Consider the following 22,484-nt stretch of genomic DNA (forward strand, 5'->3'; position numbering starts at 1 on the left):
CGTCGCCGCTGGGCACAAGGCCAGCACCGCCGCTGCCATGACCGCCGTGAGTGTCACCTTCACACGCAGCTCCGTATGGATATGTATTATTGAATATATATGTAGGCGGCTTCGTGGCGCCGGTCAAGAGTGGGAAGCCATGTCATGAAAGAGAGCCCGGCCCTCGGGAATCTCCGTCCGGATGCGAACGGCATGCCTCTGCAGCAGGTGCGGGGGCGTCCGGTGGCGGCCCAAGAGCCTTGAAGCCGGCCCGAACCGACATGTGAGCACGACCGGGTCAGCGCGGGAACGCGGGCCTGTCTCGTCGGCGGGGCGAGGACGCGCGTGGTTGCTGCGTCCACGGCGCCGACCCGGTGCCGCGCCGCATCGAACGCGGGTGTACGCGGTGGCGCTGCCGGCGGAGTCCGCGGATCGGTTGACTTGTACCTTTGGGTACGGGTTTAACGTGAGGGCGTGCTAGTGGGAGAGCTGGCCCGCCGGACCAATGTGACGGTACGGGCCTTGCGATATTACGAGAAGGCCGGGCTGGTGGTGCCGCAACGGTTGGCCAACGGTTACCGGCAATACGATCCGGTGGCTGTCCGGCAGGTGGAGGAGATCAAGGAGCTCACCAGCCTGGGGCTGTCGGTGGAGGAGACCAGGCCGTTCGTGGAGTGCCTGGCCAGCGGACACGCCTCCGGCGACGAGTGCCCGGCGTCGCTGGCGGCCTACCGTCATGCGGTCGATCAGATGTCGAGGCGAATCGAGCGGCTGGTGCAGCGACGCGACGCGCTGGCCGCCCATCTGGAGGCCGCGGCCGGCCGGGCGATGCCAACCCGGAAGGCCGCTTCGGTCAGCGCGGCCAATGCTGCTGTGCTCCTGGTGGAACCAGAGGATGACGGTGCCGCGGCGCATCTGGCGGGACGGTCGCTGCCCGCGCTGCCGCTGCCGGCCACCGATGGCACGACGGTCGACCTGGCCGCGCTGGGCGCTGGGCGGACGGTGCTGTACCTCTATCCGCTGACCGGCAGGCCGGGGGTGGACCTGCCGGACGGCTGGGACGCCATCCCAGGGGCCCGGGGCTGCACGCCCGAGGCGTGCGGGTTCCGTGACCACCACGAGGAGTTGCGCGAGGCCGGGGCGGCCCGGGTGTTCGGGCTGTCGTCGCAGTCCGGCGAGTACCAGCGCGAGCTCGTCGATCGTCTGCGCCTGCCGTTCCGCATGCTGGCGGACCCGGGGTTCGCGGTGCGCGATGCGCTGAAGCTGCCGACGTTCGAGGCCGACGGCATGATCCTGTACCGCCGCCTGACCATGATCGTCCGCGACGCTGCGATCGAGCATTTCTTCTATCCCGTGTTCCCGCCGGACCAGCACGCCGGCCAGGTCATGGCCTGGCTGCAGGCACACCCGGAGGGCGAGCGATGACCGCCCTCGCCTGGATCGGCCTGGGCGCGATGGGCGCCCGCATGGCACGCCGGCTTGTTGATGCCGGTCACGAGGTGACGGTGTGGAACCGCACGTCCGCGCGTACCGACGCCCTGGCCGCAGCCGGCGCCCGAGTGGCGGCCACCCCGGCGGAGGCGGTACGGCGTGCCGAGGTGGTCTTCCTGATGTTGGCCGATCCCGCCGCCCTCCAGGCGGTGACCGAGGGGCCCGGCGGTGTCGCGTCAGGCGTCGGTGCGGGCGCCACTGTGGTCGACATGTCCACGGTGGGCCCGCTCACGCTCGCCCGACTGTGGGCGGCGCTGCCGCCGGCGGTGGCGGTGCTGGACGTGCCCGTGCTGGGCAGCCTGGCCGAGGCCGAGGCCGGCACGCTCACGCTGCTCGCCGGCGGGCCCGCCGAGGCCGTCGCCCGGGTACGGCCGCCGCTGTCCGCCCTGGGTGAGCTCGTCCACCTCGGCCCCGCGGGCACCGGCGCCGCGGCCAAGTTGGTCGCCAATTTCGCCCTGCTGGGCATGGTCGGACTGCTCGGCGAGGCGCTGGCAATCGCCGACGGCCTCGGCCTGCCCCGCGAGGTCACCTGGCGCGTCCTGGACCGCACTCCGCTCGCCGCTCAGGCGGCCCGGCGGCGGCCGGCGATCGAGTCGGGCGCCTTCGCGCCGCGCTTCGCCCTGGCGCTGGCCCGCAAGGACGCCGACCTCGTCGTCACGGCGGCGGACGAGGCGGGCGCGGACATCCGGCTCGCCCGCGCCGTGCGGAGCTGGCTGGCCGACGCCGAGAGCGATGGGCTCCAGGCGCTCGACTACACCGCGGTCCTGCGCCATATCACCTCACCTCCCGGCAGACCGGAACACACGGGTACCGCCGTCACCGCGGCCGACGTGCCGGGCTACTCGTGGGGCGACGGCTGTGCCGGCTGGCGGCTCGTCGACACGCCGGGGCTGTCCGTGATCGAGGAGCGCATGCCGCCCGGCACCGCGGAGGAGTGGCACGTGCACGACCGCGCTCGTCAGTTCTTCTACGTCCTGGACGGCGAGGCGACCATGCGCACCCCTGACGGCGACGTGAGCCTTCCCGTCGGCGCCGGCGTCGAGATCGCACCCGGCACGCCGCACCAGCTGAACAACATCGCAGCGGGAGACCTGCGCTTTCTGGTCGTCAGCGCCCCCACCACGCGCGGCGATCGTCGTGCGCTTCCCGGGGTGCCGGGCCGGGCCGGGGACCTCGCATGACCGGGGCATCGGGCATGCGCGCGAGCGCCGTCGTGTTCGACCTCGACGGCACGCTGGTCGACACCATGATGTCGGTGCCCACCGCGTACGCCGGCACGATCCGCGCCCTCGGCGGCCCCGCCGTCACGCCGGAGGACGTGGTCGCCGCGTGGCACCTGGGGTCGACTCCCGTAGTGCTGGCCCACTTCCTCGGCCGCCCGGCCTCGGCCGAGGACCTGAACTCTTTCTACCGCCACCTGGATGTCGCGGTCGCGGCCGTCCGCCCCTTCCCCGGCGTGGCTGACATGATCGGCGCTCTCAGCCGGGCCGGCCATCCGCTCGGCGTCTTCACCAGTGCCACCCGCCGCGCCACCACGCTCATGCTCGCCATCGCGGGCCTGGCCGAGCTGTTCACGGTGGTGGTGTGCGGCGACGAGATCGGCCGGCCCAAACCCGCACCCGAGGGGCTGGAACTCGCCTGCCGCCTCCTCGGCGTGACCGCCACCGACGCGATCTATGTCGGTGACGCCGATGTAGACCTCGAGTGCGCCCGCCGAGCGGGAGCACGAGGCATTCACGCATCCTGGGGCGTCCCCGCCGTCTCCCGCACGCGCTCCCCTCTGGTGGCCAGACGTCCACAGGACGTCATAGGACTCGCCCAGCAACCCACCGGCAGACCCATCGGCACCTAATCGCGATCACCATCGCCTGGTGTGGTCTCTCATTTTCGATGGACTCGGTCTACGACGGCAGCAGGTTCAACGCAGTCTCGTTCAAGAGCGGTCACGCGTGGATCGTCGGCGCCAAGAACCGCGCGAAGTGCGAGGGGGTCACACCGGCGATCTGGCACGGGGACCCGGCGGACAAGGACTGGGGCCTGGACAACATGCTCGTCCCCGACGTGCGCGGCGGGGTACTGAAGAGCATCTGGCAGACTGACCCCGACGACGTGTGGGCCGTGGGAGAGGTCTTCCCAAGCGAGCAAGAGCACGACTACCTGTCGGACAAATGCATCGACAAGGCCACAGGCAAGGAGGAAGACGTCCTCCCTGCCCCGCTCGTCATGCACTGGGACGGCGTCACCTGGGAGCACGTAAAGCTGCCCGCCTGGAACGTCTCCCTGACCGGCATCGCAGCCGCAGGCAAGCACGACGTGTGGGCAAGCGGCATCGACCTGGTCACCGACGAGGTCGTTTTCCTCCACTACGACGGCGGGAAGTGGACACGGAAGAACCGCTTCGTCGGCGGTTCTGACAACAACGTCAAGATGACCACGATCCCGGGAACGTCCGAGCTGTGGGCGGTGGGCTCCATCAACGGGGAGCGCGACGACGAGAAGGCGTTCATCCTCAGGAGGCGTTAGCCGTGCCAGTCGGGGGCCGCCCTGGCTCCTGAATCCGCCAGGGCTTGAAGGCCTCCACCGACTCCGGGACGGCTTCGTCCCACTCGACCCCCATGGTCTCCAGGAAGTTCAACCACACCCGCAGCGAGGTCACGTACTTCTTCCACGTCAGCGCGTCCAACGGCAGCATCTCGGCTGAGGAGAACCAGTCTTCCATCGTCGATCGGGCATCCCCTTCGGGGGCAACAAGAACGGCTGACCGTCTCTCCGCGCCCTGACCCGGCGATCACCCCCCGCGCCGAGGAAGGGGTCGGCCCGGGGGTGCCGGCGGATGATCAGCCGAATTTGGGAGCTGGGGCCGTGGCGTTGAGCGCCGTCACGATCGTCTCCTCCTCGTACCTGAAGTGGGACTCCAGCTGGTTCGCCAGCCGCTCCAGGTCGGCGCGCAGCTGCACGGAGTCGGTTTCACCGGGTACGAAGCTGTCGACGAGCTGCCGGATGTCGTCCTGCAGCCGCGCTACCACCTTGTGCTCCTCGCCGAGCTGCGCCAGCGCCGGAGCGAGTGCGGGGAACTGCTTGGCCAGCATCGGGAACATGGCCATGTCCTCGCCGCCGTGATGCTTCTTCAGCGCCCCGCAGAAGTTCAGGCAGTGGGTGCGCATCTGCTGGGCGAGGTCCGGCGGCGTCCGCTCCATCGTGTCCACGCCGCCCTCGATCGCCTGGTCCGCCTGGGCGCGGAGCGTCTCGAGCTCCTTGCGCAGCCAGTCGTGCACCTCGACGATCCAGTCGCCCATGCCCTTGACCCGCTCCTCGCCGGGCTTGGGGCCGATCCGGTGCAGTACGACGACCGGGATCTCCCGGGTCGTCTTGGCCTGGTGGTCGGCGTACCCCGGCGCCTCGGCGATCACGCGGTCGAAGAGCTTGTCACGCTCCTGGGCCGGCGGGATGGCGGCGATCGCCTGATAGGTGTCGCTACTCGTCTCGACCGTCACGATCGGGTTCTTGCGGATGTTGTGGTACCAGGCGGGGTGCTTGTCGGCGCCATTCGAGGACGCGACGACGATCCCTTTTCCGTCGAATTCGAGATACCCCAGGATGCACTCCCGTCGCAGGCCGCTCTTGGCTCCGACGGTCGTCAGCACGGCCAATGTCCAGCCCTCGAACATGCCGCTCATCTTCCCGTTGTTCGCCCGAAACTCGGCGATGACCTGACGCTGGAACTCATTGACGTCGAAGCCCGCCCAGGTCTCGGCCTGTTCCTTGCTCATGCACTGCCTTTCCGTGTCGATTGATCGCGAAGGAGGGTCATGCCACCGGAAATCGACACAGAAATACCCCGCATGCCTACGCAGTGAAGATGGGCGCAGCAATCCCAGGACAGGGATTGACAAGCTGCGAGAGACGGAACGTGCCGATCTCTGCAATGGCTGAGTAGCCGCTACCTCCATGCGTAGGCCCATACGGGGCTCCGTGAGACCGTAACACCGTCCCTGCTGATCGAGCAACGTCACCTTGGCGGGTGCAACTGCGGCCGCCTGCTCGGCGGTGTTCGCGCGAGGGCTGGAGCACCGCTGCAGACAGCAGGTTGAGCGCTTATCCATGTGTTCCGCAGTTGCCCACAGGGTGACGAGCGCGTCCCCACCAGGTCGTGACAGACCTCAGCCAGCGGCCGGTCCGGGCCGAGCAGGGCGCAGGTGCGGTCGATTGCGCCGGCGTAGGCGCGGTGGGTGTTGGGGTTGGCGAAGCGGGGCGTGGACAGGAGGCGTCGGTGGTCCGCCCCCACGGTGATGTCCCGGTCTCCGCCGTGGCCAGGCATTGCCTCAGCCGCGAACGCCGAAGCGATACGGGCACTGGCCCTTAACGAGGTCCTCAAGGACCAGGTCGCCGCAGATCCCGCACTGCGCAAGTCGGCCTGGCGGGTGGCCGAACGGTACGTCGGTGGCCAGACCGTTGCCGAGGCGCTCGCCCGGGCCGCCCTGCTCAATGCGGGAGGGCAAGTCCGTCTCCCCTGACTACATGGGGGAGAGCTGCCGGGACGCCGGCCTGGCCACGGCCGAGACCGAGGTGTTCCTGGACCCGTCACTGCATCGCCGAGGACCCGCTCCGCCTGTTCCAGGCTCTGGTAGACGCCACCCGGCACGGCGGTCATCCCGCATCTGATTAGGTGGCAGGAGTGGAGTGACGCGTCCTCACCTTGATCCCGGACCAACCTGACGGCGCTAGTACCGCACGGTGATGCGGCCGGTGACGGCGTCGACGGTGATCGTGCCGCCGTACGGGACGACCAGCTGTGGGTCGGTGTGCCCGATGTCCACGTTGAAGACGAGCGGAATATCCGGGTTGTATTCGGCGAAAGCCCGCAGCACGGCATCGCGCTGGCCGGTGATGAACGCGGCTCTCTGATCCGGCGAGAGCGGGTTGTCCAGCGCCCACGCTTTGGGCCGCCCAATGATCGCGGCGCCGAACCGCTGAAGCAGACCACGCTCGCCCATGCACATCAGCACGCGATACACGTAGGTGGCGTCGGGGAGTTCCTCGGAGGTCTCCAGGAAGAGCACGCAGCCGTCGTAGGCGGCGGGATTCTCGATGTGGTTGCCGGCGCGCAGGTTCGAGTCGATGACCTCCAGGCAGCCACCCCATGACGGGCCGGTCACGGGACGGCGCGGGCCGTGCCATTGCCAGCCTCCGCCGGAAATCATGTCCGGCTCGCTCTCCAGTAACGCCGGATTCCTCCAGTCCCGGTCGACGTCGGTGTATGCCTGGGCGGGGCGCAGGTCGTACTCGTCATGGGTGAACAGGGCGGCCCGTACCGCCTCGGCGGCCTGCGGATTCATCGCGCCGCCACGACCGAAGACCGTCATGATCGTGCCGCCGTAGTACGACACGATGCCGAGGTTCCACAGGTAGTTGCACAGGTTGGTGTTGTCGCTGATGCCGAAGAACGGCTTCGGATCGGCGCGGAGGATGTCCGGGTCGAGGTGACGCAGCACCTTGATCTGGTCTTCGCCTCCGATGGAGGTGAGGATGGCCCTGATCGCCGGATCGGCGAACGCGGCGTTGACGTCGGCGGCCCGAGCGGCCGGCGACGACCCGAGCTCACGGGTGGTCGGGTACTCGACCGGCACGAGTCCGAAGTCCTCCCGGAGGCGGGAGAGGCCCAGCTCGTACGGCGCGGGGAAGATCGCGGGCAGTGCCGTGCCCGGTGACAGGATGGCCACGTGTTCACCGGGCTTCGGCTTGTCGGGGTACGCCGGCATGCGGAGCAAGCTACCGGAGGGCGGTGCCACCGGCTACGGCTTTTCGTCTCGGCCTACAACGCACGGAGGACACACACCTTCAGGCGAAGGCCGATCGTGAAACCACGCGAGGTTCCCATGCCCAGGCGCACAATGGTCGGGTGCACAAGCTGATCATCCTGCTCGCGGTCGTGCTCGCCGCGGCGTCAACCGTGGCCTTACTGGGCACCGAATTCGTGGTGACGAAGGTCCCGGTACTGCTCATGGGATATGCGGCGGGGGCCGCTGCGGTGACGTGCGGTCTGTGGGCGAGGGCGCGGTGGCCGGACAGCGCGGTGGGATCGTGGCTGGCCTGGAGCGGCGTGATGTGGCTGGCCAGCGGGATCAGCTATGCGGGCGGGACCACGGCTGTCGCTCTGGGCGCCGCGGCGGCGGCCTTTCAACATGGGCTGCTCGGACACGTGATGGTCGTGCTTCCGCACGGCCGCGTGGACGCGTCGGCCATGCGCGGGGTGGTGGCGCTCGCCTACGTGGTGCCCTTCCTTTCCGGCGCCATGTGGGTGGCGTACGGAGAGTTGCCCGGTGGGGGATGTCTCTGCCTGCCCCAGGCGATCGGCTGGGAAGGGGCAGAGGTGCCGCTGGCCCTGATCGGCGTGGCGATCATCGCCGGATATGCGGTCGCCCTGTCGGCGGGGGTATGCGTGCGCTGGGCCCGGCTGCCGCGGCGGGAACGCAGTGCGGCCCTCACGTTCTCCGGGCTGGTGCTCATGCTGCTGGTGCTGGCACATGAGGGAGGCAAACTGGCGCAGGCCGGCGGACTCGCGGTCTACTTCACCGGCGGACTGGTGGACAGCCTGGTCGTGCTGGGTTTCATCGTCTGGCCGCTCGCCTATCGCGTCGTGCTCGGCCGCAGGGAGGCGGCGCGCCGGATGGCCGAGCTCCTCGACGCGGGCGATGAGGCCAGGCGCCGTATCGAGCGGGACATCCATGACGGCGCCCAGCAGCGGCTGGTCAACGTACAGCTGTTGCTGGGGCTGGCACGTGACGAGCCGGCCCGTCTCGGTCAGGCGGTCGCCGAGCTGGGCCAGGCCTTGGAGGAACTACGCGAGCTGGCGCGCGGCGCATTCCCCGCGGTGCTGGCCGAGGCCGGGCTGGGCCCCGCGCTCGGCTCGCTGGCCGAGCGGGCCGCCCTCCCCGTCCGGGTGCGAACCGATCTGCCCGTACGGCTGGCGCCGCAGGCTGAGCGCACCGCGTACTTCGTGGCCGCGGAGGCGCTGGCCAACGCCGCCAGGCACGCCCGCGCATCGGCCGTGGAGATCACTGCTGTGCTCGGAAAGGGCCTGTTGACCGTGGACGTGACCGATGACGGATGCGGTGGCGCCGTCCTCGAAGGCGGCCTGCGCGGTCTGGCCGACAGGGTGGCGGCGTGCGGGGGAACTTTCTCACTGCACAGCCCGCCTGGGGCCGGAACCACAGTGCGAGCTGTGTTACCCGCGCAAATAGTGGAGGACGGCCAGGACCCGTCGGTTGTCGGCGGCACTGTCCGTTAGGCCGAGCTTTCCGAAAACGCCGCGAACGTAGCCTTCGACCGTCTTCTGTGTGAGGCCGAGCAGGTCGGCGATGCCCTGGTTCGATCTGCCCTCCGCGACGAGGGCGAGCACTTCCCGCTCGCGTGGGCTGAGGCGGCCCAGCGGGCCCGGCTCACGGGGCCGGGACACCAGCTGCGAGACCACGGCGGGGTCGAGTACCGTCTGTCCCGCCGCCACGCGGCGCAGCGCGTCGGCCAGTTCGTCCGGTGCCCCGACCCGGTCCTTCAGCAGGTAGCCCGTCCGGCAAGGGGAACGGCCGAAAAGCTCTCCCGCGTGGTGGGTCTCCACGTGGTTGGACAGGAGCAGCACCGCGACGGACGGATGCTCGCGGCGCAGCCGTATGGCCAGCTCCAGGCCCTCGACCGTATAGGTGGGCGGCATGCGGATGTCCACGACCGCCACCTCGGGCGGATCGGCTCGAACCAGTCGTGCCAGCGTCTGTCCGTCGCCGGCCAGGCCGGTGACGGTGAACCCCGCGCGTTCCAGAAGAGCGGCCAGGCTCTCGCGGAACAATGCGGAGTCGTCGGCGATCATCACCTGCACGGTCACACGATAGCCGCGGCAGTCTTCCGGCGCGGTGGCCGCGCCCGGCCCGCTCGTACGGCCATGAAGAGGAGGACCGCTCCTGCGGCCGCGGCGACCAGGATGAGGACGAGCCCGGACTCCGGATCGCCGGGGCCGCCGGTCCACAGCTGCGGGCCGCTGACATGCCCGCGCAACAAGGGGGTCTCGCTGATGGCGCCGGCACCGGTCGATCCCGCTCCGAACACCGAACTCTGGAACAGGTTCCAGCCGGTGTGGATGCCGATGGGCAGCCATAGTGAGCGGGTCAGCAGGAAGCCGCCGCCGAGCACGAGCCCGCCCGCCACGGTGATGCCGACGAGCGTCATGGCCGTGGCGTTGGCGTTGGGGGCATGGATGAGCCCGAAGACGGCGGCGCTGAGCGCGAGCGCCCACCAGGAGCCTATGGCCTTCTCCGGCAGCCGCAGCAGCACACCGCGGAAGGCCCACTCCTCCCAGAAGGCGACGCACAGGGCGAGCAACGTCATGGTGACGAGCGAACCGACGTCCACCGTGACCGCCGAGACGGTGTACCAGCCCGCCACGGCCATGATCCCGAACACCGCCGCCTGCACTCCTGCGCCGACCGCGAAACCGCCCAAAAGGTGGCGGACCACATTCTTGGCCGGGAAGCCGAGGCCTGCGAGCGACTCGCCCTCCATGCGCCGCGCCAGCGGAACGGTGATCAGCGCCGCCACCACTCCCGCCAGGCCCAGCAGCAGCCCCAGGGCCGGGGTGAGGTTGCCGGGGCCGATCTGGAAGGCCGCTGCCAGGACGGCTTGAAGGACGAAGAAGACAGCCAGCACCACGACCAGCAGGGTGAACGCCTGAGGCAGCGGATGGCCGAGGAGTTTGCGCATGAGCGAGCTCCGATCAGTAGGGGGTGGCTCGATACTCCGGCACGGTTCTCCCACTGTTCAAGATCCGTATTTGCCTCAAGGGATAACCCTGGGATGGGTTCTCCGCTCCTCAGTCCTGGAAATGACGTGTTCTCGCAAGTGCGCTCCCGGAGCGGGGGCTGCCGTCAGCCCACCGCTCGCCCGTGCCTCGGGCCCGGTCGGGCGATCATCTGTCCGCTGACCGACGCCCTTCCTCGCTGATCCGAAAGACGCACGAGCTCAGGGCGCCTGCTGTGGCGCCATCCGCTCTGTAGGAAGATCCCGCAGTTGGCGCAGGGGAGTGGCCAGCAGGATCAGCCCGCTGAGCGCGAAAATGCCCAGCATGACCCATAGTGCGGCCCGGACGCTGAACGCGCTGGCCAGTGTCCCGGCCAGGACTGCACCGAGCGGGATCGCGCCGAAGTTGATCACCTGGATGCTGGTGCTCACTCTGCCCATCAACTCGGTGGGCACGTAGCTTTGCATGAAGCCCGAGAAGATCACATTCCCCGCGACAACGCCTGCGATCATCACGATGCTCGCCACGACGAACGGCACCAGCAGCAGCCCGCGATCAGTACACGCGATGAGCAGACCAGTCGGCGCAAGCCCCGCCTTACCGATCAGTACAGCCCGCGAGCTGCCCAGCCGCGCCGCCATCGGCCGGGCGGCGAGGGCGCCGAGGACGCCGCCCAGGCTGGTTGCCGCGAGCAACATGCCGGTTACGCCGGCGCTCAGCCCGATGTCCTCTACCAGGAAGACCACCAGGAGTGACTGGTAGCCGGTCAGGGCCAGATTCGCGACGCAGCCGTAGAGCATGTTGCCCCGCAGCAGCGGGTCATTCAAGACCGTCCGCAGCCCCTCGTGGATCTCGCTGCGAAGCCGTCGCCGTGGACGGCGCTCGACGACCTCCTTGCGCTTGATGCCCAGCAGGCAGACGGCCGACACTGCGAAGCTCGCGGCGTCGGCCAGGAGACCACCGGCCGCCGAGAAGAGCTGGGCGATCAGTCCGGCCATGCCGGGTCCCGCCAGGTTCGCCACCTGCTCACTGCCCTGCAATTTGGCGTTGGCCTCCAGCAGGTCCGGCCCGTCGACCAAGGACGGCAGGTAGGCGCGGTAGGCGGTCGCGAAAAACACCTTCGCTGCTCCGGCGACGAGAGCGACCCCGACGAGCTGGACGATCGTCAGCAGGCCCAGGACAGCCGTGATCGGCACACTGATGAAGGCCGCAACCGACACGTAGTCAGCGACCAGCATCACCTTGCGGCGGGAAAGCCGATCTACCCAGGCGCCTGCGGGTAAGCCGATGAGCAGCCACGGCAACCATGCGGCGGCGGCCAGGACACTGACCGCGAACGGCGGAGCGTGCAGCACGGTCACCGCGACCAGGGGTAGAGCGACGCCGGTGACGGCACTGCCCAGACTGCTGGCACTTTCGCCGATCCACAGCAGCCGGAAATCCCGCTGGCGAAGGAGCCCGAACGGGGACGGTCGGGCGCTTTGAGAAACGGTCATGGCTGGGCGGGCACTGCCCGGGCGAAGGCGAATACGGTGTCGCGTTCCCTGCCGTCGTCGGGAAGCTCTCGCTCGGCCCACCGGTTCGTCACGGCCCTGATCTCGGCGGCGAACTGGGCCAGCTCGTCGTCGGTCACGCGTAGCCAGGTCTCGGTAGAGAAGGGGCCGTGTGGCCAAGATTCCTGAACGGACTGCGGTTGGTCCGCCCAGCGGCGGACGTGGCCCGTCTGCCGCTCCAGGTTGATCGATTCGAGAGCCCGGGCGATCGCGTCGCCCGCGGCGTCCTGGGCGAAGTCGGTAGAGGACCAGCACAGACTCTGCGATGTCCGGCGCCACCACCGTTCGCGCCTATCTTTGGCCAGCTCTGGCGCCTCCTCTATCAGGTTTGCGCCGGCCAGGGCGCGGAGGTGGTGGCTGACGTTGCCTACAGCCTCTCCCGTGCGCTGGCTGAGCAGGCTCGCCGTGGCCGGACCGTACAGTTTCAGCAAGTCGAGCAAGCGTCGGCGCAGCGGATGCGCCATGGCGGCGAGCACACGCGAGTCGGTGATCGAAGGCGATTTGTCGGGCATAGCGTGCACTCTAAATACACAAGAGCAATTGTGCAATGACTCTTGTGTATCTTGCGTGATCTTTCTGGACGTCGCCGTTCCGGACCGTGCGCTCCTGCGGGTCCGGCCGTGGGCCCTGTATCACGTCGCACGAGCTCCGATGGACTGCGGACGGAGAACGTCCGGAATGGGGTCTACGGTGGCGACATGACCGACAGTGATCACTGGTGGGAGCCGCCCCTGGCCGGTACCGAGGCCGAGCACCTCGTCGGTACGCTCGACCGCCTGCGCACAACCTTCCGCTGGAAGACCGACGACCTCGATGCGGGCGGGCTGCAGGCCCGCATCGGCGCCTCCTCGCTGACGCTGGGCGGCCTGCTCAAGCACCTCGCGCGTGCCGAAGAGCAGATGTTCAGCACCAAACTCAGCGGCGCGCTGCGGCACACCGGGCATGCCGACCGTGGACGGGCTGGTCGGCGAGGACCCTCCGGCTGGATGGCACGCAACGTCCAACCGACCACGCCTGCGCAGCTGACCGGCGTACCGGCAAACGAGGGGTCGTAGGACGCGACCGTCAGCGTCGTCCGCAGGCAGTCGACTAGTGAAGCGTCTGTGCCAGTTCGGCCGCCTTCGTCGTGACAACCGAAACATCGGTGACATCGTGTACTTCCGCGGACAGGTTCCGAAACACCTGCTGCGCTTCCTCGAACGCATTCCACTGCGCGTCGTCGGTCGCACCACCCGGCTCACCGCGCAGGCCGCGGCCAAGATCGCCACTCTGCTGACCCCTGCAGACGACGGACACTCGTGGCCGGCGACGCTGCCCCCCGGATGGGCGGGGAGCCCGTACGGCCAGCGCGGACCCCTGACCTACACCCGGGTCCAACCCGACCTGGTCGTGGAAGTCCTGATCGACACCGCCACGGACCTGGGCAAACATCGGCATCCCGTTCGCTACCTACGCCCACGCGCCGACCTTGACCCTGCGCACGTGGTCGAGGGGCACGACGCCGCGGCGTAGTCATCGAGGTGGGGTCAGCGCGCGGCGGGCACCAGCTCCGACAATGCGCGAATGAGCCCGCGGTGACCCGGCTGACGAACCCGCGAGTTCCCCACCCGGCCGGCTGACACCCACGGTGATCTGCTGCCACCAGTCCGACCAAGCCGAGCAGACCTCGCCAGCGACCGCGTGGCCCGCCAGCGCACCCTTCTCCGAATGCGTCCCACTTCATACAGGCGCGACGCATGAGGCACACGCTGGAACGACCTGACCCGGTCCACCAGGCCGAACACCGTCAACCGAGACCTCGGTAGTCTCCGTCCTGCAAGCGACAAGACCACCAATTGAGCGACGTGAAGAAGTGGCTCCATCTTCATGATCAACAACCTTCCTGGGGAGACCCCCGAGGGCGCCTCAGCGCCTGACAGAGGCGATCAATCTCCACCCACCAGTCCAGCAAGGCCGGAAACGGCGCTCCACGGCTCACACGAGGCCGCTCGGCGCCCACCGTGCCGGACCGGATCATGACCGAGCCCGAAGAGATCTTCCAACGCGAGGTGCTGCGCCGTCACCAACTCCCCGACGCGCCGCTCGTCGGCGCGACAGAGCCCGAAGAGCTCTTCCAGCAGGAGCTGCGCGACCAGCACCGCCAGCCCGGCGGCCGTACCCTTGCCGACCTTGCCGACCCGGCCGACCCGGCCGACCCGGCCGACCCGGCCGACGCGCAAGCCGTCGCCGCTGACCGTGCCTGGCTGACCACCATGATGGCCAGGCGCACCGCCGACGGCGGGTGACACCGATCCCAGTAGTGCGGCGGCCAGCGACCGCCCGCAACTTTTGTGGCAGCCCAACTCCGACCAAGGCAACTCGTAGGTGCCCCTGGGACGTCGCCTCCACGGCCACACAACCCGGGCATCCTCCCCGTGATCAACCCTCAGTTGCCTGATAAGAGCTTCGCCACAGGCTCTTCGGGGGCCTTCAACTGGGCCAGGGTCTGGGTCAACGTGAGCCACGCATTCAAGCGAATCCAAAACCGCCAGCGTGGCCCGCCCAGCACTGTGGCCATCTGCCCGGCCAGCTCCAGCACCTGCGCGCACTGCTCTGACCGCGGGCGCTCCGACAGGATCACCCCGAGCTGAACGAACAGGTAGTCGCCGATGAGCGTCCGCGCTGGCCCCGCGAACGTGGCCAGGTAGCGGCCGGCGTCATCTGCCAACCCCCGCACCTCATCCTCAAGCCGTGCGAACTGCCGCGCCTGCTCGGCCCGGAGCTTCTCCCGTACCTCCCTACTCGCCTCGGCCGGCAGCTCGGCCCCCGCCGCCGTGGCCGTCAGCCCGACAACGGCCACCCGGGCGAGCAGGTCCCGCCGGGCTCGCACCGCCTCCAGGACTAATCGGTATAGTTGATGACCATGGGCATTGAGGCGGGCATGAAGTTCGGCCCTGTGGGCAAGCTGGCCGACGAGGTGGACGGGGCGCGCACCGCCGTGGAGGAGGGGCGCAAGGCGCTCTCCGACAGCCCGGGAGCCGTCACCTACGTGCCGGTGCCGAGCGTGCCGGGGTCCAACGCGTTCGGCAACACGTCCAAGGCCACGGAGGCCGGCTCAGCGCACGCGTCCGTCCAGGCCTCCGCCGACAGTCTCGCCGAGATCTTCATCGGCGTGCTCGACTCCGACGGCGAGCGGCTGCGCAAGGTCATCAAGGCGTTCAAGGACCTGGACGACGAGATCGCCGATCGGCTGTTCGCGAACGCCGCCAAGGGCTTCGACGTCTACAGCGCCCACGTGCACAGCCACGGGCTGCACGAGTACGACGACTACGTGCGCACCGGGCAGATCAACCGGCTGCACGAGGCCATGAACGGCGGCCCGTCACTGCTCGGCGGCGACCTCAACGTCATCACCAACAACGGCGACAACCCGAAGAACACCTCGTCCGGCGACGCCATCGGCGACATGGCCGGCGAGGGCTACACGGTCTACTCCGGGGCGACCAACGCCGACGGTGACATCGTCGGCACCTCGCCCTCCGGCACCCGCATCGACCACGTGGCCGGCTCGCCCGCCCTCACCATGGACGGGCAACCCACCCTGATGGACGGCTCCACCTCCGACCACGACGGCCAGGTCGTCGACGTGCAGGTGCCCGACTGGTAGGCCGCTCACCGCGGCCTGATCTGCACCTCCGTGCGGGCGGCGGAGCGGCCCTCGCCGTCGTCGATGCGGTGGTCGCCTCCGCCCGGCTGGTTGGCCGGCAGGTCGATGTGGCCGCCCTCGACGTCGAGCTTGATGGTGTCGCTGCCTTCCGAGCCCGCGATGACGTCGCCTTCGCGCACGAGCACGGCGTTGCCGAACGACGCGTTGACGATGTCGCCGAGGATGGGGATGTCGTCGTCGGCGTGGTACTTGTTGCTCGCCTCCGCGTACTGGACGTCCCAGTTGTCGCCCGTGCGGCTCTCCAGTTCCTCCTCCAGGTTGTAGATGTCGTGCTGGAAGACCTCCTGGATCGTGGCGATGTCGGCGTCCTGGCCTGTGATGGCGTCGGCGATGTCGTCGATGTCCTCGGAGTCGGTGCCTGCGTCGTTGCCGGGGGAGTTGCCGGCGCCCTGGCCGATGTTGAGGTTCACCATGCGGATGGACCGGGGCTTCCAATCCTCGGCGATCAGGTCGAACTGCTCGCGGTAGAAGTCGAGGTCCTGCCGCTTCTCCTCCAGTACGGTATCGACGCGGCGGCGGATCTCGTTGGCCGTGCTGATCGCGGCGTTGACCAGGGTGGTCTGCTCGGCGGTCTCGGGCCGGAAGGTCAGGCCGTCGGTGCCGGTGCCGGCGGGCACCGCCTTGAGCCTGTCGCGCTCGTCGTCGAGGAGCCCCTGCTGGACCCGGAGCGTCGTGGCGGTCAGGTCAAGCGTCTGCGCGATGTTGTCGGCCCATGCCGCGGCCCGCTCGATGTCGGCGGTGAGGCGCTTACGGTAGCCGTTGAACGAGTCGGCGGTGTCGCCCGTCCAGTGCTCGTTGGCGAAGACCGCCTTGGCCGCGTTGTTGATCTTCCCCTCCGCGGAGCGCACCTTGGAGCCGAGGCCGCGCCACGCCTCGGCCAGCAGCTCCAGCCGCCCGGGATCGGCGCGCAGGTCCCACACGTCGGCGGTGGTGATCGCTGCCTGGCTCGTCTCGCTCGTGGGCTCGGGTGCCATGGTGATCACCTTTACACCAGTTCGTCGTCTACTGCAAGGTCGTCAGTCAGGACGGGAGTCATTCGATCGTCCAGGTGACCGTGCGCTTGAGCGTTCCGCGCGTGTCGTACGACCTGGCCCAGCCGAGCTCCTCGAAGCGGCCGTTCTCCGAGGTGAACCAGTGGCCGTCGTTGTTGAAGTTGTAGCGGTCGTAGGCGTGGATGGTGACGTCCATCGTGGCCTGGTTGCCCTCGACCCTGACGTCGCCGCTGCCCCAGACAGAGTGCTTGCCGAGGGCGAACTCCCAGTTCTTCGTGTCGGTCCTGTCGATGTCCACCGGTTCGCCCGTCATCTGGAACTGCGGCTGTCCCGTCTCGCGGTAGAGGCGCTCGGCATTCGCCTGCGCGCGGCGGATCTCCGCGTCCACTCCTTCGCGGATCAGCTTGTCGTCCTTGTACGCCTGTTCGTAGTCGATGGCGTAGTCCTCGCCCGAGCCGCTCAGGTAATGCCGATACGTGTCCGCCGCCTCGTCGAAGCCGGGCGTGGCGTCCTCCGCGTCCTGGAAGGCCTGCCACTTGTACCAGTTCGCGCGGTCGGCGAGGATCGGGTCGGCGTCGGGGTCCAGCAGCCACGGGTTGTCGAAGGAGATCCCCGGGTCCTTGGCCGGGCCGAGGTCGTACTTGCCGTCTCGTGGGCCTTCCTTGGGGGACTTGGGCTGGGGGTCCAGGTTCCGTCCCGGCGGGTTCTGCGAGATCTGCCATCCGGTGGCGCCGGCGGTCGCCAGCATGCCGGTCCGGGCCAGCGCGGCGCGCACGCCGCCCTTCTGGACAGCGGGGAACTTGGGCGCCTTGGCCCTGAGCAGGGAGCGCAGCCGGCGCTCGACGGCCCTGACGACCGCGTGGCCGAAGTAGCGCTCCAGCTTCTCGCGCAGGGTGGCGACGGCCTTTCTGGCGAACAGGCGCAGCACGCCGACCATGGCCCGTCCCTTGATCGCGGCGATTGCCCCCGAGACCACCGCTGCGGCCAGGGCCCATGCCAGGACGAGCAGGACGTAGGCGGCCAGGAAGATCAGGATGAGTTTGACGATCTCCACGAACCTCGCGTAGACGTCCTGCCCATCGGCGAGGGCGCGCAGCGACGTGGACAGGCTCTGCAGGTGCCCTTCCTGCTTCTCGGGCTCGTGGTACTCGGCCCACGACTCGTTGAGCGCGTCGATGTGCTCGCCGGCGTTGTTGGTGGAAGCGTGCGCGACGGCGCCGGACGCGCCCGGGCCCACCTCGGCGTCCAGGGTGTCGGCGTAGGCGCGCAGGGCGGACGACGACAGCCGGATGTCGTCCTCGTTCTCGCTCGGCCACTCCACGAGGAGCATGTCGAACGGCGCCTGAAGGTGCGCGGGGAGGGTGATCGCCATCGGGTCAGTGGTCGAAGGGAGATTCATCGGTCACAGCGCCCATGAGTATCACGAATGGTGCGTATGGGCTGAAAGTTGGGCTCGGTTCACGACATTGGTGCGATCCTTTAACCACATTCGTGATAGTGATTATTGCCGTGAGTGATGAGTTCCTCTTCGACCACTCGACCTTGAGCAGTGCGGGGCGGCACTTCATGGACTCCGCGGAAGCGTTCCAGCGCCACACCGACCAGCTGCTCACCTCCGTACGCGGCACGGGCACCACCGCGTGGGGCTCCACCGGCACGGGAGCGGTCATGGACGCGCTGGCCGAGCTTCTCGAACAGACCTGCGGGCACCTGGGCGGCAACATGAAGGAGTTCGGCTCGGCCATGCAGCGGATGGCCGACAACATCAAGCAGACCGAGCTCGACACCGTGGGCGTCATCAAACAGGCCGACCCAACGGGCGGCACGTCCCAGATCTGATCGCTTCCACCAACAACGCCTGGGAGTGGGGTACGGCGGCTCTTGATACGCCACCAGGGCCGACGATGCCGGCGCGGCCCATCGGCAACCCGTACGGGCCAGCGCCTACCGCGGAAGCAGTAGATTCGCAGCTCGTGCGGCGTCTGCGGCAGGGAGAAGTACCTCCGTCAGCAGGGTGACCGGCGGCGGGTTCAGCGGACATAGTTCTGGTTGCCAGTCGTGGGAAGAGGAGGAACACCCCATGTCCGTCCTATTTGTGCTTGCCGCGCCGATCTGTACGACGCCGGTGGAGTGCGCGGGCCAGGGTGTCGATACCTTCCTCGGGACCCCTGAAGAAAGCTCCGGCTCCTACCTCGGCCGGGGATCGTCAGCCGGTCACTAACCGCAACCATCAACTGTCCACTTGCTGGTCCGAGTGGCTCTCTAAGCCGACGATATTTTCCGGCTCCTGACCACCAACTGGCTCTCAAGCCGCCTAACATCCGGCTCTCGTTCTCGCTTACCTAATCATTCAGCCCTTCGCCGGGAGACGTGAAGGGAGCGCCGGCGTCGGCGTCGCGTTCGAACCAGACCTGCCGACGGGCCTGACCGCCTGGATAGGCATGCAACCATTCGGTCTCGACTCGCTCGTCGGAGACCTCGAAGCCATAGACGTACCGGTCGCCGCCGAGAACGATGTCGACCTCGAAGAGAGAAGTGTCCGTGCGGGCGGAGGTCGTGACACACCGATTGCCTGTGTCCTCGCCGACAACCCGGCCGACGGGCCGTCCTGACCTGCCCGTGGCGGCAGGCGCGTCAGCACCGCGCTAACCACGCGCTAGTGGCCGGCTCGACAATCATCGCAACCGTCACGGTGGGATACGAGGAGGCAAGACGTGAGAGTGCTCATCGACAAGGTGCTGGCGCTGGTGATTCCGGAAGAGCGGGCGTCGGCGATCTGCGGGTATCAGTACAAGTGCATCGGGACCAGCTTGTACAAGAGGCTGTGCTGCTCGTCCTCCGGCGACAACTGCGGGTCTTGGCAGCGGGTCGGCCCCTGCCCCCTTTGAGACCGAGCGGCCGTAGATCAGCCGGTGGTGAGCTCCGCGGCCGCCGAGTCGGCGGCGGACGGGTTCGCCGCACTCGGCGAACCCGTCCGCCTGCAACTCGCCTAGCTCGTGTCGCGCTCACGGGTCCGTTGCGCGCACCCGGACCTCCCGGTACGGCATGATCCGGACCGGGCCGATGAGGCCGTACGGCTGGCGGGCCAGCCCGCCGTACACGGCCGGGTCCGCCACCCTGAGCCGGTTGCCGAGCGGGGTGGCCACTTCGACCTGCAGGGTGTTGACTCCGCGGCGCACATGAGGCCCGAGGTCCACGATCGGGTTGAGCTGGTCCACCGGGTCCAGCTGGCGGCCGTTGAGGAGCACCCGGCAGGTGTCGGTCATCTCTCCGAGCTCCAGGTACGCTCCGCCCTCCAGCCGGATCTCGGTGGTGTAGACGCCGATGCCCGACACGTCGGCCAACTCCGGAATGTCCGACCAGGGTGCGAGCCGATCGAGGACCAGCCGGTGCGCGGCCGTCCCCTCGGGCCGCCAGTCCTCGGCCTCCAGTCGCCACGACGACGGGACGACGGGCTCGGGCACCGGGCCGATCACGGAGGTCACCGTCCGGCCGTCGGACAGCGTGGTCGTGTACGTCCCTGCGCGGGAGGCGCGGACCACCACCGAGCCCCCGTCGAACCTCACCAGGTCGGCGTCCGTCGCGACCGCGTGCGGCGCATGCGCCCTCCCGGTCCCGAACAGGCCGGGCCGCCCGATGGCCACCACCATCGACTCGCCCGGCCGCAGCCTCACTCGCAGCCGGATCCCGTCGCCGTCCGCTGCATAGAGGGCCGGCCGCTCGACCCGTCCCGTCCACGGGTCCAGCAGGTACGGCACCCCGTCCCTGGCCGTGCGGGCCAGCGTGACCTCGTGGTCGACCGGAGGGATCGGCGGCTTGGGGTTCTCCACGTGCTTGCCGTTGACCAGGTAGTAGTAGTCCACGTCCCCGGCCACCCGCCGGGCATGGAGCAGCGTGGACGCGGTGGCGTACCGCACGTCGGGTCGCACGCCGAGGGCGTCCAGCGCGGCGGGGATCTCGGCCTGGGCGGCGACCATGCGCACGGTCGGCCGGGCCAGCAGCTCGGCGATCAGGGCACGGAGGCGCTCGTTCTCGCCGTCCCGGGCGACGCCGGGCACCGAGGCGGCCCGCCAGTCGCCGAGCAGCACGATGGGCAGCCCCGCCCCGGCGTACTCCAGCAGCCGCCGCGCCACCTCAAGGGTCATCGTGCATTCGCCCGCGTAGAACTTGTCGCCCTCGACGAACAGCGCCTTGTACGCGGGCCCGGAAGGCGCCAGCCGTCCCCGCACGACCCGGGCGGCGGGCAGGTCGAGCAGCGGCCCGCTGATGAACTGGTGGGTCCAGCCGGTGGGCACGCCGCTCGCGGTGAACCAGCCGGCGCCGAGGCCGGTCTTGGTGTAGCCGGTCTGCCGCAGGACCGCCACGTCGGCACGCGGCGTGCCCTCCCGCAGGACCTGGTGGATTCTCGCGAAATATCCGGATATGTCGGTGATGTGCCGCCAGGTGGGCTGGCGCGGCCCCCAGGACTCGGCGTACCCGGCGGTCCCGTTGTACGGGGTGAAGGCGGCGAACCCGGGCCAGCCCGCACCGGGCGCGGTGGCGTACGAGAACCCGTGCAGCACGGTCTGGTTGAGCCCCGCCGCGTACGCGCCCCCCATGGTGCGCAGCAGTTTCTTCCAGGTGGTGGTGTACGCCCCGCCCTGGTACGCCCCCGCCTCGCAGGACATGACCTCACGGCCCGCCAGGTCCCGGCCTCCGGCCAGGCAACGGTAGTCGTCGAGGTTCTTGAACCCCAGCGACTCACCCTCCGGCACGTCCAGGATCGCCGCGCCGGCGATCGCGTCGGTCCGCAGCCCGTACGGCTGCGCCCGCAGCTCCAGGCCGATCGAATGCGCCCAGTCGCGCAGCACCCCGAAATGGTGCTCGTTGAACAGCTCGGAGACCGTGTCCCAGTAGTCCTTGCGCGCGTGCCTGGTCAGCGCCGCGTCGTAGGCGAAGACCTGGTCCTCGTCCGCCAGCACGATCACCGGCAGGAAAGGCGCCAGCTCGTAGCCCCGACGCCTCTTGAACTCCGCCGGCAGCCCAGGCGTCCACGGCAGCGCGCCGGTCTCGATCTCGATGGAGTCCTCGAACAACGCCCCGCCCGCCCGCTTCAGCAGCCTGCGGACCGCGGGCGTGAGCAGCGTGGACTCCCAGTAGTCGATCACCGCCTGGGTCCCGGCGCGGCTGAAGTGGTCCACCACGTACGCCTCCGGCACGGTGTGCGGCCCGGACTCGGGACGCTGGCCCGACCCTCGCTCCCAGTAGGAGATCAGCCGCCATTCGCCCTCGGCGGGCGCCGTCCAGGTGATGCTCGCACCGCTCACTCGCCCGGTCACGTCCACCACGGACGCCGGGTCGAGGCCGGTCTCGTCGCGGGTGGAGTTGGCGGGCTCGATCATGGCCGCCTGGACCAGCAGCAGCTTGCGGACGGGATGCCCGGCCACCGCGGGCGGCGGCACCTCGCCCGCGTACGTCGCGCCACCCGCCACCGTCACCGCGCCGTGGGCCAGCTCCTTGACGGCCGCCTCGCTGTCGGGGGTGATCGTGGGGACGGCCGCCGGCCAGGAGGGGCCGATGGTGAGGTCGACGCGGAGGCCGCGCCGGGCCGCCTGGTCGAGTGCGGCCTCGACGGCGGCGTTCCAGGCCGGCGTGCCCCACCCGTACCGGGCCGGGTCGAGCACGGACTTGTCGCGGATGCTGTGGTGCACCGCAGCGATCTCCGCGCCGCCGAACCCGGCGTCGGCGAGCTGGTCGATCTCCCGCCGGATCTCGGCGGGATCGACGTGGGCGTCCGGCCACCACCAGCGCACCATCGGCCGGACCCGCCGGCCCGGCCGGGCGAACCAGGACGCGCTGGTCACGGCAGAGGCCGAGGAGGGGGAGAAGGAGACGGGGAGGGGGAGCGTGGCGGCACTCAGGACGAGGAATCCGCGGCGAGTGAGATCCTTCACGGGGCGCTCCAGGGGGTGAGGATGGCGTCGATCCGGCGGGGGTGA

Annotated in this window: 23 protein-coding genes; 11 read left to right on the forward strand and 12 right to left on the reverse strand. The window is 69.2% G+C overall.

Features of this window, described 5'->3' with window-relative positions:
- Positions 1 to 453: 453 nt before the first annotated feature.
- Genes EJK15_RS17880 through EJK15_RS17895 form a run of 4 tightly spaced genes read left to right on the forward strand, consistent with a single transcriptional unit; the run spans position 454 to position 3,993 of the window.
- Entirely contained in the window at positions 454 to 1,404 is a 951-nt protein-coding gene (locus EJK15_RS17880; RefSeq protein ID WP_138711576.1) for a MerR family transcriptional regulator, read from the forward strand.
- On the forward strand, positions 1,401 to 2,651 hold the full coding sequence (locus tag EJK15_RS17885) for an NAD(P)-binding domain-containing protein (RefSeq protein ID WP_138711577.1): 1,251 nt from the start codon (positions 1,401 to 1,403) through the stop codon (positions 2,649 to 2,651). Before EJK15_RS17880 ends, EJK15_RS17885 begins: the two co-directional genes overlap by 4 nt.
- Positions 2,648 to 3,322 (forward strand): HAD family hydrolase, encoded by a 675-nt coding sequence (locus EJK15_RS17890; RefSeq protein ID WP_138711578.1) that lies wholly within the window; start codon positions 2,648 to 2,650, stop codon positions 3,320 to 3,322. Before EJK15_RS17885 ends, EJK15_RS17890 begins: the two co-directional genes overlap by 4 nt.
- A 38-nt stretch (positions 3,323 to 3,360) precedes the next feature.
- Positions 3,361 to 3,993, forward strand: a complete 633-nt coding sequence (locus EJK15_RS17895; protein ID WP_138711579.1) for a hypothetical protein — start codon at positions 3,361 to 3,363, stop codon at positions 3,991 to 3,993.
- Here EJK15_RS17895 and EJK15_RS17900 read toward each other — a convergent pair.
- From EJK15_RS17900 to EJK15_RS17915, 4 genes are all read right to left on the reverse strand, one after another.
- Positions 3,980 to 4,189, reverse strand: a complete 210-nt coding sequence (locus EJK15_RS17900) for a hypothetical protein (protein WP_138711580.1) — start codon at positions 4,187 to 4,189, stop codon at positions 3,980 to 3,982. The genes EJK15_RS17895 and EJK15_RS17900 overlap by 14 nt on opposite strands.
- 118 nt (positions 4,190 to 4,307) lie before the next feature.
- A complete protein-coding gene (locus EJK15_RS17905) occupies positions 4,308 to 5,240 on the reverse strand; it encodes a nitroreductase/quinone reductase family protein (RefSeq protein WP_138711581.1) in 933 nt (310 codons plus the stop codon).
- 552 nt (positions 5,241 to 5,792) lie between these two features.
- Positions 5,793 to 5,969 (reverse strand): hypothetical protein, encoded by a 177-nt coding sequence (locus EJK15_RS70660; protein WP_171074380.1) that lies wholly within the window; start codon positions 5,967 to 5,969, stop codon positions 5,793 to 5,795.
- Between the two features lie 222 nt (positions 5,970 to 6,191).
- Positions 6,192 to 7,229, reverse strand: coding sequence for a S66 family peptidase (locus EJK15_RS17915; protein WP_138711583.1), 1,038 nt, complete (start codon positions 7,227 to 7,229; stop codon positions 6,192 to 6,194).
- Positions 7,230 to 7,369: 140 nt separating this feature from the next.
- Here EJK15_RS17915 and EJK15_RS17920 point away from each other — a divergent pair, with 140 nt between their 5' ends.
- Positions 7,370 to 8,758, forward strand: coding sequence for a sensor histidine kinase (locus tag EJK15_RS17920; RefSeq protein ID WP_138711584.1), 1,389 nt, complete (start codon positions 7,370 to 7,372; stop codon positions 8,756 to 8,758).
- Here the strand turns inward: EJK15_RS17920 and EJK15_RS17925 are convergent.
- From EJK15_RS17925 to EJK15_RS17940, 4 genes are all read right to left on the reverse strand, one after another.
- On the reverse strand, positions 8,696 to 9,331 hold the full coding sequence (locus tag EJK15_RS17925) for a response regulator transcription factor (protein ID WP_138711625.1): 636 nt from the start codon (positions 9,329 to 9,331) through the stop codon (positions 8,696 to 8,698). The two genes, EJK15_RS17920 and EJK15_RS17925, sit on opposite strands and share 63 nt — an antisense overlap.
- 11 nt (positions 9,332 to 9,342) lie before the next feature.
- The gene (locus EJK15_RS17930; RefSeq protein ID WP_138711585.1) at positions 9,343 to 10,218 is read right to left on the reverse strand and encodes a CPBP family intramembrane glutamic endopeptidase; all 876 of its coding nucleotides are present in this window, start codon (positions 10,216 to 10,218) and stop codon (positions 9,343 to 9,345) included.
- 258 nt (positions 10,219 to 10,476) lie between these two features.
- Entirely contained in the window at positions 10,477 to 11,751 is a 1,275-nt protein-coding gene (locus EJK15_RS17935) for an MFS transporter (protein WP_138711586.1), read from the reverse strand.
- Positions 11,748 to 12,320: a winged helix-turn-helix domain-containing protein gene (locus EJK15_RS17940; protein WP_138711587.1), complete on the reverse strand. Its 573-nt coding sequence runs from the start codon at positions 12,318 to 12,320 to the stop codon at positions 11,748 to 11,750. The genes EJK15_RS17935 and EJK15_RS17940 overlap by 4 nt, the downstream gene beginning before the upstream one ends.
- 186 nt (positions 12,321 to 12,506) lie before the next feature.
- On the opposite strand from EJK15_RS17940, the gene EJK15_RS17945 reads away from it, so the two are divergent.
- From EJK15_RS17945 to EJK15_RS17955, 3 genes are all read left to right on the forward strand, one after another.
- On the forward strand, positions 12,507 to 12,863 hold the full coding sequence (locus tag EJK15_RS17945; RefSeq protein ID WP_138711588.1) for a mycothiol transferase: 357 nt from the start codon (positions 12,507 to 12,509) through the stop codon (positions 12,861 to 12,863).
- A 97-nt stretch (positions 12,864 to 12,960) separates the two neighbouring features.
- A complete protein-coding gene (locus EJK15_RS72800) occupies positions 12,961 to 13,320 on the forward strand; it encodes a hypothetical protein (protein ID WP_206060926.1) in 360 nt (119 codons plus the stop codon).
- 503 nt (positions 13,321 to 13,823) lie between these two features.
- The gene (locus tag EJK15_RS17955) at positions 13,824 to 14,093 is read left to right on the forward strand and encodes a hypothetical protein (protein WP_138711589.1); all 270 of its coding nucleotides are present in this window, start codon (positions 13,824 to 13,826) and stop codon (positions 14,091 to 14,093) included.
- A 140-nt stretch (positions 14,094 to 14,233) separates the two neighbouring features.
- Here the strand turns inward: EJK15_RS17955 and EJK15_RS17960 are convergent, their stop codons facing one another.
- Positions 14,234 to 14,677, reverse strand: a complete 444-nt coding sequence (locus EJK15_RS17960) for a hypothetical protein (protein WP_138711590.1) — start codon at positions 14,675 to 14,677, stop codon at positions 14,234 to 14,236.
- Positions 14,678 to 14,710: 33 nt separating this feature from the next.
- Between EJK15_RS17960 and EJK15_RS17965 the strand changes: the two genes are divergently transcribed.
- Complete coding sequence (locus EJK15_RS17965; protein WP_138711591.1) at positions 14,711 to 15,454, forward strand: endonuclease/exonuclease/phosphatase family protein; 744 nt, start codon at positions 14,711 to 14,713, stop codon at positions 15,452 to 15,454.
- Positions 15,455 to 15,459: 5 nt separating this feature from the next.
- Here EJK15_RS17965 and EJK15_RS17970 read toward each other — a convergent pair whose 3' ends face one another.
- Together EJK15_RS17970 and EJK15_RS17975 are read right to left on the reverse strand one after the other, a co-directional pair.
- On the reverse strand, positions 15,460 to 16,488 hold the full coding sequence (locus EJK15_RS17970) for a WXG100 family type VII secretion target (protein ID WP_138711592.1): 1,029 nt from the start codon (positions 16,486 to 16,488) through the stop codon (positions 15,460 to 15,462).
- A gap of 58 nt (positions 16,489 to 16,546) precedes the next feature.
- Positions 16,547 to 17,878: a WXG100-like domain-containing protein gene (locus EJK15_RS17975; RefSeq protein WP_138711593.1), complete on the reverse strand. Its 1,332-nt coding sequence runs from the start codon at positions 17,876 to 17,878 to the stop codon at positions 16,547 to 16,549.
- A gap of 137 nt (positions 17,879 to 18,015) precedes the next feature.
- Here EJK15_RS17975 and EJK15_RS17980 point away from each other — a divergent pair, with 137 nt between their 5' ends.
- Both EJK15_RS17980 and EJK15_RS70665 read left to right on the forward strand, forming a co-directional pair.
- A complete protein-coding gene (locus EJK15_RS17980; protein WP_138711594.1) occupies positions 18,016 to 18,345 on the forward strand; it encodes a hypothetical protein in 330 nt (109 codons plus the stop codon).
- An 875-nt stretch (positions 18,346 to 19,220) separates the two neighbouring features.
- On the forward strand, positions 19,221 to 19,394 hold the full coding sequence (locus tag EJK15_RS70665) for a hypothetical protein (protein WP_171074381.1): 174 nt from the start codon (positions 19,221 to 19,223) through the stop codon (positions 19,392 to 19,394).
- A gap of 117 nt (positions 19,395 to 19,511) precedes the next feature.
- On the opposite strand, the gene EJK15_RS17985 is transcribed toward EJK15_RS70665, so the two are convergent.
- Positions 19,512 to 22,439 (reverse strand): glycosyl hydrolase, encoded by a 2,928-nt coding sequence (locus tag EJK15_RS17985; RefSeq protein WP_138711595.1) that lies wholly within the window; start codon positions 22,437 to 22,439, stop codon positions 19,512 to 19,514.
- Positions 22,440 to 22,484 lie beyond the last annotated feature (45 nt).

Source organism: Nonomuraea basaltis, assembly GCF_005893125.1.
In the GTDB taxonomy this organism is placed as follows: Bacteria; Actinomycetota; Actinomycetes; order Streptosporangiales; family Streptosporangiaceae; genus Nonomuraea; species Nonomuraea basaltis.